The organism is Carnobacterium maltaromaticum DSM 20342 (assembly GCF_000744945.1).
Classification (GTDB): Bacteria; Bacillota; Bacilli; order Lactobacillales; family Carnobacteriaceae; genus Carnobacterium; species Carnobacterium maltaromaticum.
Map to the genome: position 1 here is coordinate 1,576,652 of NZ_JQMX01000001.1, position 12,480 is coordinate 1,589,131.

At 33.9% G+C, this 12,480-nt stretch carries 11 protein-coding genes and 1 other annotated feature; of the genes, 2 read left to right on the forward strand and 9 right to left on the reverse strand.

The features are described 5' to 3' along the window. Nucleotides 1-15 precede the first annotated feature (15 nt). Nucleotides 16-1,446, reverse strand: a complete 1,431-nt coding sequence (locus BR77_RS07635) for a DUF92 domain-containing protein (RefSeq protein WP_015075643.1) — start codon at nucleotides 1,444-1,446, stop codon at nucleotides 16-18. A 476-nt stretch (nucleotides 1,447-1,922) separates the two neighbouring features. Here BR77_RS07635 and BR77_RS07640 point away from each other — a divergent pair, with 476 nt between their 5' ends. After that, the gene (locus BR77_RS07640) at nucleotides 1,923-2,867 is read left to right on the forward strand and encodes an alpha/beta hydrolase (RefSeq protein WP_015075642.1); all 945 of its coding nucleotides are present in this window, start codon (nucleotides 1,923-1,925) and stop codon (nucleotides 2,865-2,867) included. A gap of 303 nt (nucleotides 2,868-3,170) precedes the next feature. On the opposite strand, the gene hemH is transcribed toward BR77_RS07640, so the two are convergent. From hemH to BR77_RS07655, 3 genes are all read right to left on the reverse strand, one after another. Further along, nucleotides 3,171-4,124 (reverse strand): ferrochelatase, encoded by a 954-nt coding sequence (hemH, locus tag BR77_RS07645; protein ID WP_016356334.1) that lies wholly within the window; start codon nucleotides 4,122-4,124, stop codon nucleotides 3,171-3,173. Nucleotides 4,125-4,255: 131 nt separating this feature from the next. Next, nucleotides 4,256-5,656 carry a Na+/H+ antiporter NhaC gene (gene nhaC, locus BR77_RS07650; RefSeq protein ID WP_015075639.1) on the reverse strand — a complete coding sequence of 467 codons (1,401 nt, stop codon included), beginning with the start codon at nucleotides 5,654-5,656 and terminating at the stop codon, nucleotides 4,256-4,258. A gap of 631 nt (nucleotides 5,657-6,287) precedes the next feature. Continuing rightward, nucleotides 6,288-6,502 (reverse strand) — a binding site (T-box leader). A 104-nt stretch (nucleotides 6,503-6,606) separates the two neighbouring features. Beyond that, nucleotides 6,607-7,230: a pentapeptide repeat-containing protein gene (locus BR77_RS07655; protein WP_015075637.1), complete on the reverse strand. Its 624-nt coding sequence runs from the start codon at nucleotides 7,228-7,230 to the stop codon at nucleotides 6,607-6,609. 224 nt (nucleotides 7,231-7,454) lie between these two features. Here BR77_RS07655 and BR77_RS07660 point away from each other — a divergent pair, with 224 nt between their 5' ends. Further along, nucleotides 7,455-8,129 (forward strand): SDR family oxidoreductase, encoded by a 675-nt coding sequence (locus BR77_RS07660; protein ID WP_010053227.1) that lies wholly within the window; start codon nucleotides 7,455-7,457, stop codon nucleotides 8,127-8,129. Nucleotides 8,130-8,191: 62 nt separating this feature from the next. Here the strand turns inward: BR77_RS07660 and BR77_RS07665 are convergent, their stop codons facing one another. The 5 genes from BR77_RS07665 to BR77_RS07685 form a co-directional block, all read right to left on the reverse strand. Further along, on the reverse strand, nucleotides 8,192-9,607 hold the full coding sequence (locus BR77_RS07665; RefSeq protein ID WP_016356332.1) for a glycosyl hydrolase family 28-related protein: 1,416 nt from the start codon (nucleotides 9,605-9,607) through the stop codon (nucleotides 8,192-8,194). Nucleotides 9,608-9,740: 133 nt separating this feature from the next. Beyond that, nucleotides 9,741-10,427, reverse strand: a complete 687-nt coding sequence (locus tag BR77_RS07670; RefSeq protein ID WP_015075634.1) for a YjjG family noncanonical pyrimidine nucleotidase — start codon at nucleotides 10,425-10,427, stop codon at nucleotides 9,741-9,743. 111 nt (nucleotides 10,428-10,538) lie between these two features. After that, nucleotides 10,539-11,069, reverse strand: coding sequence for a PTS sugar transporter subunit IIA (locus tag BR77_RS07675; RefSeq protein ID WP_010053222.1), 531 nt, complete (start codon nucleotides 11,067-11,069; stop codon nucleotides 10,539-10,541). Nucleotides 11,070-11,092: 23 nt separating this feature from the next. Next, the gene (locus tag BR77_RS07680; protein WP_010053221.1) at nucleotides 11,093-11,572 is read right to left on the reverse strand and encodes a hypothetical protein; all 480 of its coding nucleotides are present in this window, start codon (nucleotides 11,570-11,572) and stop codon (nucleotides 11,093-11,095) included. A gap of 36 nt (nucleotides 11,573-11,608) precedes the next feature. Next, entirely contained in the window at nucleotides 11,609-12,367 is a 759-nt protein-coding gene (locus BR77_RS07685; RefSeq protein ID WP_010053220.1) for a MurR/RpiR family transcriptional regulator, read from the reverse strand. Between the last annotated feature and the right edge of the window lie 113 nt (nucleotides 12,368-12,480).

Consider the following 12,480-nt stretch of genomic DNA (forward strand, 5'->3'; position numbering starts at 1 on the left):
TTTTAAAATAACACTTCAATTAAACACGAAACAAGCCAAAATACCTGTTAATAGCACACTAATAAAGTTGACGACATCATTATTGATAACTGAGTATCCTGATATTCGCTTTAACTTCTGTCCATTTTCAGTTATCTGTTCTGTGATTTTCTTGCCAATTTGATATTTGGCTTGCAAAGTACTGCCTAGAATACTATCAATTAACGTACCACAAAAACCGATTAAACTAATCAATAAAATAATCCTAATCGGATAACTCCCTAGCGCTAAACTACCAATCAATAACGCACCAATCAAGCCACTAATGAGACCTAAAAAACTAACCCCACCAGATAAACCTTTAGCCAAGCGTTTAAATGTTAAAATAGAGATTGGATTTTTCTGACTAAGCATACCAATTTCCGAAGAAAACGTATCTGCATTTGCTGCTGCAAAAGTCGTCAGCGCTGCAAGTTGAAAAGCCTCAACTTGGGTAACAAAATAAATAATTGCAAAGAATAATGCTGGTAAGCCATTGGCTAATACCTGAACTGAGCCTCTAGTTCCTTCCCGCTCATGTAATGCAGCTGCATCAATCTTTTTTTGGCGCCCTATTTTACTAATTCCACTGCCTAAAATAGCAAAGACAATTAAGCCAGCATAAACGAGCCAACCTCCTAATAAATAAAGGGACATTCCTAAGATAAATGATGTCACACAAGATTTAGCTGTTAAAGCTCCGACCACCCAAGCTAAAAATAAAATGCAGATTGTCAGTGTCGTATTTAGAATCAATCCTGTCATCGTTGAACCAATTGTAAACAAATAAAGGAGTGCTCCAATACTCAATGGAACTGACAAATTATCAAAGCCATTAGGCGTCAACAATTCTAAAATCGTCCCGATTGAGCCACAAACTAAGCCTACTAACAGGCTATTCACGGGCAAATAAAGATAAGCAAGAATACTAGTAATTAAAAAAATAAAGATAAAGACCGTCACTGCGCCTTCTAATGATTTTTTTCCGAATTTTTCTGGGTAGGTTACATTCCCCCATTTACTTCCTATAACAGCAGCAAATCCATCACCATAAGCCATTGATAAAATACCACCAATAGCGATAAAAGGCATATTTAAATAAAAAGCCACTACAGTTAAAACAAATAAAGATACAGCATACCAAACAGTCCCTAAAGAATCATCTGCACTGCGTTCCATCGCTTTGAATAATTGCTTCCTATATGAAATATAATTTAAGATAATAAAACACAGTGGAACAAAAGCGGCCCATAAAATTGAATCAAAAAAATAAACAGCAATTAAAATCCAATTTCCGACAGCTATATGAATGGCTTTCCTAGAAAACTCCTCACTTAAATTAGCTTTCTTTTGACTGACTGTTACAAGCGCTAACACGATAAAAATAAAACTAAAAGATAACACGATCCCGATTATATTGGTGTTCATTAACTTGAATCTCCTTTAATAAAAAGTTTGATGAGCTATTTAGGCTCGGCAGAAAAATAGGGGAATTTGATGTGACGCTTTTTGTCACCTCGAAATTCCATCTTTTTTCCGAGAGACTAGCTCATAAGAACTAGCCTGAATAAAAAGTTTGTTGAGCTGTTTAGGCTCGGCAAAAAAAGTAGGAAAATAAATAAAAAAAATTTCCACTTCAGTATGCGTTTACTCTATAAAAATAATTACATGAAAACCGCAACTTCTGCCATTATAGCAACTAATGAAAAGAAAAAACACTTTTTTGCAAGCTATAGTTACATTTCATCGTCATTTTTCTACCATTCACGCTTAATATAAAACGAATCTTACCTTTTCTAGTAGAATAAATGTATCCCAGAGAAAAGAAATTATTACCTGGGAAATAATTTGAAAGTTGAACTAAATTCTCATTTAAACAAATTAAATTGAAAAGGGATGGTACTATGTTGATCAAAAAAATAGGACGAATTTCATTAAAAATAATAATCAGTTTTTTACTAGTAGTTATCATTATAGTTGCAGGAATGTTTGTGACAAATAAAATTTTAAATCGATTAGATGATAAAAAAATTACAGATTATGGACAAAAAATTTCTGTTGATGATAAAAAAATAAATGTGAGTATTCATGGCAATGGTCAAGAAACCATTGTCTTACTTCCTGGTTTTGGAACTGCTGCTCCTGCTTTAGATTTCACACCTTTAGTAAATGAACTAAAAGCCTACTATAAAGTCGTCGTCGTAGAACCTCTTGGGTATGGATTAAGTGACCTTCCAACTTCAGAACGTTCAACTAAAAATATTGTTTCTGAAATTCATGAAACTTTGCAAAAATTAGACATTACATCTTATACACTTATGGGACATTCAATTGCTGGGATTTATGGTTTAGACTATAGCCGAACTTACCCTGATGAAGTTACTGCTTTTGTTGGAATTGATACAAGCTTTCCTACTCAATCAGTTGACCCTTTTCCTGCTAGCAGCTATAAATTATTACGTGATTTAGGTGTTTTTAGATTGTTGCTAAAACCCGATTCCTTGATGGCTCCTGATGTAGATTCCAGAACAAAAAAACAAATTAGATTAATTTCATTAAAAAACACTATGAATGCTGCCATTCTTAGTGAAGGCGAACAAATGGAAGCTAATTTTAATGCTGCTAAAAATATGAACTTTCCTAAAGAACTACCTGTTCTATTTTTCTTGGCAGAAGCAAGTATTAAGGATACTGAAGGATGGGAGCCAAAACATGAAGAGCAAATTAAAGGATTAAACTACGGGAAAGTCGAAATTTTTAAAGGTGAACATTATTTACACTATACTAAGTCAAAAGAAATGGTAAAAAGCTATCGTGATTTTATAAAAAACGCACCTTCAACTAAATAACTATTAGCTTTTACATTAAATAAAAAACAAAGAAAAAAGCACTGACATAAATGTCAGTGCTTTTTCCGGCAGTATTTATTTGCATAAACAAACTCCATGAATTCCACAATACAGAGGGAGCTAAGCATCTACATCCTGTAGTTGTACTCGAAGTACCAACGCCCTGCCTTTGTTCAACCACTAGCCGCCGCAGCGGAATAACCGAAGTTACCTGGTTGAGTCAACTCATCGCATGTAAGTACTATACCATGCCTAAGAATAAGTCGCAAGCTTTCTTTTTCATTTCCTCAATTTTAGTTGTATTTATTTATCACTAACTAGTTGGGCCAATAAATCAACGAATCGCGGATCCTCATTAAAAGGATGAATGTAATAAAATTCTTCGCCACCGTTTTCCATAAAGTACCCACGATTTTCAGATTCAATTTCCTCGATTGTTTCTAAACAATCTGATACAAAACCTGGTGTAATCACCATGATTTTTTTCACGCCTTCATCTATAGGCAACCTTTTTAGAGTCGCATCCGTTGCTGGTATTAACCATTCAGCTGGACCAAATTTTGATTGATAGGTTTCTGAATAAGCTATCTTTTGTTTGAGTTTAGCCATAACGGCTTTGGTCGTTGCTGCACATTGTTCTGGATAAGGATCCCCTTTTTCTGCATATGAAACTGGAATTCCATGATAAGAAAACAGCAAATGATCAACTGGATGTTTAGCAAGTTCAGTTTTTATTTGATCTACTAATAAATCAATGTATAGAGGGTGTTCTGTGAATTCTCGAATAAAATGTAAGCTAGGTATATTTTCTTTTTTTAAATAATAAGTTGCGACAGCATCGTAGATAGACGCTGTTGTCGTTGTAGAATATTGTGGATATAATGGAATAATAGTTAAGTCCGTTACGCCTAAATCATCCATCTCTGTTAAGGATGTCACAATTGAAGGGTGACTATAAGACATGCCGAAGCGAACCACTACATCTGGAAAACGATCTTGTAATTGGCGCGTTTGTTCTTTCGTATAAATCAATAATGGTGAACCTTCTGTGCGCCATATTTCTTTATAAAGTTTAGCAGATTTTTTAGGACGTGTGTTTAAAATAATGCCGTGTAAAATTGGTAACCAAATATACCGAGGCGTATCAATGACACGCTTATCTGCTAAAAATAATTTAAGGAATGCTCGAACTTCTTTCTTTTCAGGCTTATCTGGAGTTCCAAGATTGGCTAATAAAATGCCTTTTTTTTGCTTCATTCACTGAACACCTACTTTTCCTAAATTGTCTTACTCATTTATTCTACACACTTTCTCCTAATTATTCTAGCTGATACTTTAAGAAAAGGAAAAAGACTAAGAAAAATCTTAGCCTTTTTGGGATTAACTTATTATACTTCTCGTAATTCTTTTGCAATACTTGATTCTTTTTTCTTTTGAATTCCAATACCTGTAAAACCACAAAATACTGTAATGACTGGACAAAGTAAACAAAAGAAAGCAAACGGTAAGTAATCAATTGTTGGAATACTTAAAGCACCTGCAATAAACACACCACTGACACTCCAAGGAACTAACGAATTCACAACTGCCCCTGCATCTTCTAACACACGAGACATCGCCAAAGGATGTAAACCAGCCTTGTCAAAAGAATTTTTGAAGGCTTTACCAGGTAAAATAATGGATAAGTATTGTTCTCCTACTAATAAATTAACCCCTATACAAGATAATGCTGTCGCTAAAATTAATTTGCCAGTAGAGTTAAGTGAATTAGAAATTGGGGCCATGACTGAATCAATAATCTTAAATTCAACCAACAATCCCCCTAATGCTAATGCTAAAATAATTAATGAAATTGACCACATCATACTTTGAACACCACCGCGAGATAGTAATGCATCAATATTTTTATCTCCTGTTTGTGCAATAAATCCATCTTGAATAATACTTGAAATTTCGGTAAAGTTAAGTCCTGAATGTTCAATCACCAACATCACAAGTGCTACAATAATACTTAATAATAAAGTCGGAATTGCAGGAATTTTTTTCCAAGAACAGGCAAACATGACAACTATTGGAATAATCGCAAATATATTGACTGAAAAATTAGCGGTTAATGTTTTGACTAATTCATCAATATTGCTTGTACTTGCATGTGTTTCACCGTTACCTAAAATAAAAAATAAAATTAATGAAATGATCAATGCAGGAACTGTTGTCCACATCAAGTTTTTAATGTGACGGAACAAGTCGACGCCTGATACAGCTGCTGACAAATTTGTACTATCTGATAAAGGCGACATTTTATCACCAAAAACTGCTCCCGATACAATTGCACCTGCAACCAAAGCAGGATTAAAGCCCATTGATGTTCCCATACCTAACAAAGCGATTCCAACAGTTGAAACTGTTGTAAAAGCACTCCCAATTGAAGTCCCAACAATCGCACAAATAATAAAAACTGAGGGTACAAAAATACCCGGATTTAAAATTTTAAAACCAAATACCATCATAGATGGGATGATCCCTGCGGCAATCCAAATACCAATTAAGGCTCCAATTAAGATAAAAATAATCATTGGAACTAATCCAGTTGAAATCCCCTCCTGAATCCCTTTATGAATTGAATCCCACGATTTCTTTCTAAATCTCCCCCATAATATTAATAAACCAATGGCAATAATTAAAGGTGTTTGTGGAGCAACTCCAAATTTAATGACACTTACGCCAATAACGACTAATAATAAGATTAATATACCTAACGCTTCTTTAAATGACTGTTGCTTTTCCATATCTATCATCTCTCCTAACTAATTTTTAAGTTGATTTAGTTTGAGCAACGATATCCAATAATTCCTCCTGCTGTACTGATTAACTTTAACATTTTCCATTCCATCTCCTAAATAAAAAGTTTGTTGAGCCGGTTAGGCCTGGCAGAAAAATAGGAAATTCCAAGAAAAGTGTTTTTTTACTTTTTTGGGAATTTATCTTTTTTCCAAAGGACTGGCTCATAAAAACTAGCCTTGATAAAAAGTTTGTTGAGCCGGGTAGCTCTGGCAAGAAAATAGGGAAATTTGATGTGACGCTTTTTGTCACCTCGAAATTTCATCGCTATTTCGATTTGGGCTTTGCAAGTGCAACATCCACAAATCTCTTTGACATCTGTCTTGTCTTTCTTCGGATTACATCCGTCCTTTCAGGCCGATGCATACTGTGGTTCTAAAAATTGAACACAGTCCATCTTTGATGGATGTGTATCATGTTTCTAAGTTGCTAAAGCAACAAGAACCATGACAAAGCAGCAAGAACCATAAAAACCAACATTTTCGGATTACATCCGCCCCTTCAGGTCGATGCATACTGTGGTTCTAAGCTGCTGAAGCAGCAAGAACCACAGCAAAAATCCCTGCTGTAGCGAACTACAACAGGGACGAATTTATTATTTCGCGGTACCACCCTAATTAGAAATAATTACTTATTTCTCTCTCAATTGGAATAACGGCCCAGTTCCGTCTTTATTTTTTAAGTAAAGATGCTCCAAGCCCGTAATTCAATTAATTATCTCGATTGGTTCGCAGCTCCCACCAATTTTCTGAAACTAAGATAGTTAATCTACTTTGACTCTTCAACGCGTTAAAGTATTAATGTATTTGATGTTTAGAATCTTAACACGCTTTTTTTATTGGGTCAATGAGTTTAACTTATTATGATAAAATTCTCATTTTCCTTTGCATTCGTTTTTTTATTCGACAATTTCAATTCCACTCAATGTAATCAATTTATACGCTTGATCATATCCGATTTTCAAGCCTTTTGCTAAGGAAATATCCAAATTTAAAAAATCAAAATGGGCTTTCGAAATATCTAGACCCGTCAACTTAGAACCTACTAAATCTACTCCGTTCGCATCAATCTCTTCAAAGATCACATTTTTTAACTGACAATCTTGAAAATAACTCTCTGTCATTCGCCCTTCAATAAAATGAACACTTTCCATATTGCTACTAGAATAATTTGCATAACTTAACAAACAACCTTGCCATTTAACATTTTTTTGCTTACTATCAATAAAATTTGCTCCACTTAATTGACAATTCTTAAACTCACTTCGGTAAATTAAACCTTCACTAAAATCACCACTCGCTAAATTACAATTGTCAAAAATAACATCTAAAAACTCCATTTGCTTAAAATCTAATCGGTCAAAGGTACAATTTTCAAAAATGACTTCATTTATTTTCTTTATACCAAAATTACTCGTAATTTGACATTTTTTATAGTGTGTATGCGACTCAACCTCTTCAATTTTTACAATTTGATCTTCTACTAAAGCCGTTATTATTTGTTTTGGTTTAACTATTTTCATTTTAAATCATCCTTTCTGTTGGTGACTGCTCCTACTCTACCACACTTCTATTCAGTAAAAAACTTAGCGAGGTTGCTAGCATTTGTCAAGCGCTCTTTCGTCTAATTACAATACAACAGTTAAAAATTTACTAAATTCCTAATCTTTCAAAGCCTTTTCTTAAAAAAAACTGAACTTATTTGGTATAGTATGAATATAGAGTTATAAAAGAAATGAGGGAGAGTATGATACAACTAAAAAAATTAGTGATTATTGGTGGTAGTGGTTTTTTAGGACAAGTTATTTGTCAGACTGCTTTAACTGAAAATTGGACAATTGTAAGTATTTCAAAACATGGGCGCCCCCCTTCAAATAAACTGCTGAAAAGCTTAAGGGATGCACCAATTGAATGGGTTCAAGCAGATATTTTTACTTCACAAGATTGGCAAGCTCACTTACTTCACGCCTTTGCTATTATTGATTTAGTTGGTATTATTAAAGAACGTCCAAAAGAAGGAATTACTTATCAAAAAATGATTGCCGACTCAGCAAAAATAATTGGAACAGTTGCTTCAGATAATGATCGATTACAACATTTTATTTTTTTATCTGCTAATGCTGGTCCTACTAAATATATCGAAGCAAAACGTCAAGCAGAACAGAGTTTGATTTCAATGCCTTTACCTTTAACTATTATCAGACCGGGATTAATAGTAGGCGCGGGAAGACCCTCGTCTATCCGAGCTAAATGGGCTTTAGAATTTTTGTTGAAAATCCCACTTTTGTCTGTCTTTGTCACGCAAATTAAACCTATCTCTGTTGATACAATTGCCAAAAAAATTCTTGCTATTCTTTTATCACCTGAACCCTTAACGACTAGGGTATTAGCTGTTGATGATTTAGATAATTTAGCAGATTAGAAAATACGGTTACACCAAAGAATAATCTTCTTGGTGTAACCGTATTTTTATTTTATTAAAATCTAGATTATATATATGTCACTTGTGTCTTTACTAATTTTAATTGGCTGCTTCGCTCCATAGTAATTTTTCAACTGGCTATTCACAATCCGAACGTCTCGTGCTCGATATTGGATAGCAATCGCTACTTTTTCGTGATTAGTAGTAGGTTCTTCTCGAGCAATAAATTGATTAACCACTACTCGCTGATAAGCAGATACTACTATGCCTCTTGGTTCAGAGGCTTTATATAAATCTGTTTTTTGTGGATAATACGCAGCTAAAAAACTAGCTCGAATGCCGTATGCTGACTGAGATAATAAGTCTTGATCTTTATGATGACCGATATGTCTAAAATTATAAGAACGATTGTCGCGATACGAAAAATGTCCGAAAATTTGTGTATCTGAAGCTGCTGAACTAGTTTCATGGGCTTTTATTTCAACTCCACCAAAACAATAAGCCGTTCGGTTACCTACTAAACTGATATGTTCCGATCCATCATCAATCTCAATCCCATTTGAATTTGAAAAACCTGTTCGATGTGCTAAACCACTTGGATGGTGTAAATAACAATTAGAAATCAAAATATTTTTACTGTGATGAGTTGTGATGCCATCATCACCAAAGCCAAAGGCCTCAATCTGATCCACCCAAATAAACTGACTACCTAGTCTAGAACGTGTCCCGTCGCCAGCATAACTATAGGCAGGCGACGTAATGTCCACCCCATGTAAACCAGGATTTTTAACTACTACATCAACAATTCGTGCGTATTTAACATGAGCTAAGGTGATTCCGCTTGAAGCGATTCCTCCTGTTGCTGTTGTTTCTCCTTTGGTCAAACGCTCAACATTCCAATCCAGTGATATCCCTTTTATTTGTATATGATGATTGCCTTTAAAATGAGATTTATTTGTCAGCAATTGTTCCGACTTTGGTGCTTCTGGATGTAGTTTCAAGCAAGTTTCTGCTGATCCTTCCCCAGCTAAAATTACATTAGATGGAATTTTAAGACCTCTCGTAAGATAGGTTCCAGAGGAGAGAATGACATGACGATAGCCAACAGAAAACGCCCGTTTAAAGGCTTTTGTGCAATCTGTTTTTCCATCTGCAATACCACCAAAATCACTTAAAAATACTTTTTTTGTTCGTTTCTCTAATTTCATTAATTCTTGATCTAACTTATATTTCCACACTGGAACTACTTCATTAATTGACGTAACTTCCAGACTAGGCGCAATTGAATAATCACGTTTTAATTTGATATGGAAAGTATTTTTTTTAAGTTGATAGCGGATTGGATATAGAAAATGTTGTTGCTTAAATTGAGTAAATAATTCTTCAGTTTCTTTAAGAACCTGCGCTTTCCCTTCACTGGTTTGATAGCTTGGAAAAATATGTTCTAAGATCCGCTGATTTTCTTGAATTAAATTCATTTACTCACCTCCACTTAATTTTATTTCTTTTATAATTATACCATTTTATTTTCTTTCGACATTAAATAAAGAACTACATAAGAAAAAGACTAAAGACAATCCTGTCTCTAGCCTCAATTTTATTTTTTACTACTTAATTTAGAATATCGTATAGTTTTTCTAATTCTGCAATTTGGTAAGTAGGGACAATTTCACTTGTATTGCTTTTATTCGTAGGATTGAACCAGCATGTATCCATACCGACATTCTTGCCACCTAAAATATCAGAACCTAAAGTATCTCCAATGATTAAACTATTTTCTCGCTTAAAGTTAGGAATTCGTGCAAAAACATAATCAAAATATTCTTTCATCGGTTTCTGATAACCAGTATCTTCAGAGACAAAGACATCTTTAAATGCTGAATGTAGCCCAGAATCCTGTAAACGTCTGTATTGTGTTTTAGAAACACCGTTTGTTACAATATATAAATCATACTCTTTTTTTAAGTTTTGAATCAGTGACTGCGCTCCATCAATTAACTCATGTCCTTCTTCTAGGTAACCACGATACTTTTGTTCCAATAAAACCCCATCAACCTCTTGACCAAAAGCTTTAAATAATTTTGAAAATCGTGTATTCACTAGCTCGTCACGATCTAATTTCCCCAATTCAAATTCTTGCCACATACCTTTATTCATCTTTTTGTAATAATTTTCAATTTCAACAGTTAAGGAAACTTTTTGTTCCTCAAATAATAAACGTAAGGCATTGTCTTCTGCTGCTCCAAAATCTAATAATGTATCATCTACATCAAATAGTAAAGTTTGATAGTTTTTCATTCTTAGTCCTCCAGTTTTTCTTTTAATCAGTAGCCTCAAGAATAACACTAGAAGATCTACTCTATAAACAAAAAGGCTAAAAACTTTTTAAGTCTTCAACCTTCTTGCTAATTATCCTTTTGTTGTAAAAGTCCCAATTGCTTTACTAGCAGTTGTTTCCCCTAATTCAGTTACTGCAAAACTTGCAATTTTATCCATATTTGTAATTACGACAACCATTGCGTTATCTTTTCCAGCTGTAGCTAGTGCATCTAAATCAACAGTTGCTACTAATGTTTCAGGTGTGACAACTTGCCCTTCTGTAACAGCTATTTCAAATGGAGCGCCTTTTAATTCAACTGTGTCTAATCCCATGTGCAACAATACTTCTGTACCATTATCCATCAATAAACCAATGGCATGTTTAGTTGGAAATACGCTTGTCACTTTTCCATTTACTGGTGCATAAATTTTTCCGTCAGTGGGTACAACAGCATAACCGTCCCCCATCATTTTTTCGCCAAAAACTGGATCTGAAACTTCGCCAATGGCAATAACTTTTCCATTTGCTGGTGAAAATAACGTTCCTTCTATACTAACTGATGTAACTGGAGTTTTAGTCTCTTCTTTTTTAGCTTCTTTTTTCTTAAAAAATCCAAACATTGCTATCCCTACTTTCCAAAAATTTAACTACCATTTTTAACCATCATCCATAGTGCAAAAATAGCAACTAATGATAGTATATATTGTATACCAACTAGTATATAAACGCTAGTCATTTTCATTTGTGAATCTACTCCATCTTGCGAATAGGGCATTTCTCGAAAACTAAAAAAAACTAAAACAGCTCCGACTAAATTCCCCACTAAGAGTTGCTGAACCAACATCGCTTTCAAATAAAAACCAACTGGTTGATTACGTTTCCTATCTTTTTCCGTAGTATTTAATAGAAAATAAGCTGAAAATGGATTTAAAAGAGCTATCAGTAATAAGACTGTTACAGTTAAATTTTGAGTTAACAGTGTTTGAAAATCAATTCCCATCATCAACATTTTCATGGCTAAATAGAAACTGAATAGAATTGGCAAAATCAGCCAATAAGCAATTAAACTTGAATAAAATGACATCTTTCTGACTTTTGTAATGACCTGATTTTTCTCATTCATCTTATCATCTGTCCTCTTTTCTGATTATTTTTTTGGTTACAGTTCTCCACTCTCAATTAGATAGGAAGCATACTCTCTAAATAACGCATCACAAACTAAATTTAAGGTGATGAACGAGACCATCTCGTTCCTTTCTGTTTGATGCATAGGAGAGACTTGATAGTAGAGATTGAATGGTGCTAGTGAGGCTAAATAATTATTTTTAAAGGTGGTAATAGATAAAATTGGCACTCCACGTAAGTTTAATGTTTGAATATTTTGTTCCAAATCTTTCGCATCTCCACTTAATGAGATGATTACGACGAAATCATTTTTAGTAATGATTGGCATATTCAAATCAAATTCAGTTTTCGCGGGAATAGATAACATATATTTACCGCACCCCATAAAATTTCGATTTAGCTCTTTAACTGCATTTTGTTGTCCCCAACCAGTTCCGTAACCAATAATCCGATCTGCTTGATGCATTTTTTGAACAATAGTTGCAACATCTGTTTGCTGCATCAATTTTAATGTAGCTTCCATATCTTCTCTTTGTAAATCTAATAAATTCAACTTAGGAGCTTTTTCTTTGCTTGCTTTTTTTAAACTGTATTTGAATTCACTAAAACCAGAAAATCCTAATTTTTGTGTTAATCTTAAAATAGATGATTTAGATGTATGACAAAGTTTTGCTAAATCAACAATACTCAACGTTTCACATTGTGTTTTATGCATTAATACATAAGAAATAATAGCTAAATCATTTTCGTTTAATTTGTCGTGGTACTGGTTTACCAGCGCTTCTAGTTCCATTTTAAATCTCCCCTTTATATAAGTCGTTTAAATGATAAAAATACTCGCTGAGTTTACTCACTATCGGGAAATTAGGTATGTGTCATTCACCAAATATACCCATCTTTTTACTG

What these genes read in the sequence shown, in the direction of transcription:
- BR77_RS07680 (WP_010053221.1), bottom strand. Translation starts at nt 11,572, where the DNA reads ATGAATGAGAAAAATCAGGTCATTACAAAAGTCAGAAAGATGTCATTT.
- BR77_RS07655 (WP_015075637.1), bottom strand. Translation starts at nt 7,230, where the DNA reads ATGAAAATAGTTAAACCAAAACAAATAATAACGGCTTTAGTAGAAGAT.
- BR77_RS07675 (WP_010053222.1), bottom strand. Translation starts at nt 11,069, where the DNA reads ATGTTTGGATTTTTTAAGAAAAAAGAAGCTAAAAAAGAAGAGACTAAA.
- BR77_RS07660 (WP_010053227.1), top strand. Translation starts at nt 7,455, where the DNA reads ATGATACAACTAAAAAAATTAGTGATTATTGGTGGTAGTGGTTTTTTA.
- BR77_RS07635 (WP_015075643.1), bottom strand. Translation starts at nt 1,446, where the DNA reads ATGAACACCAATATAATCGGGATCGTGTTATCTTTTAGTTTTATTTTT.
- BR77_RS07685 (WP_010053220.1), bottom strand. Translation starts at nt 12,367, where the DNA reads ATGGAACTAGAAGCGCTGGTAAACCAGTACCACGACAAATTAAACGAA.
- hemH (WP_016356334.1), bottom strand. Translation starts at nt 4,124, where the DNA reads ATGAAGCAAAAAAAAGGCATTTTATTAGCCAATCTTGGAACTCCAGAT.
- nhaC (WP_015075639.1), bottom strand. Translation starts at nt 5,656, where the DNA reads ATGGAAAAGCAACAGTCATTTAAAGAAGCGTTAGGTATATTAATCTTA.
- BR77_RS07640 (WP_015075642.1), top strand. Translation starts at nt 1,923, where the DNA reads ATGTTGATCAAAAAAATAGGACGAATTTCATTAAAAATAATAATCAGT.
- BR77_RS07670 (WP_015075634.1), bottom strand. Translation starts at nt 10,427, where the DNA reads ATGAAAAACTATCAAACTTTACTATTTGATGTAGATGATACATTATTA.
- BR77_RS07665 (WP_016356332.1), bottom strand. Translation starts at nt 9,607, where the DNA reads ATGAATTTAATTCAAGAAAATCAGCGGATCTTAGAACATATTTTTCCA.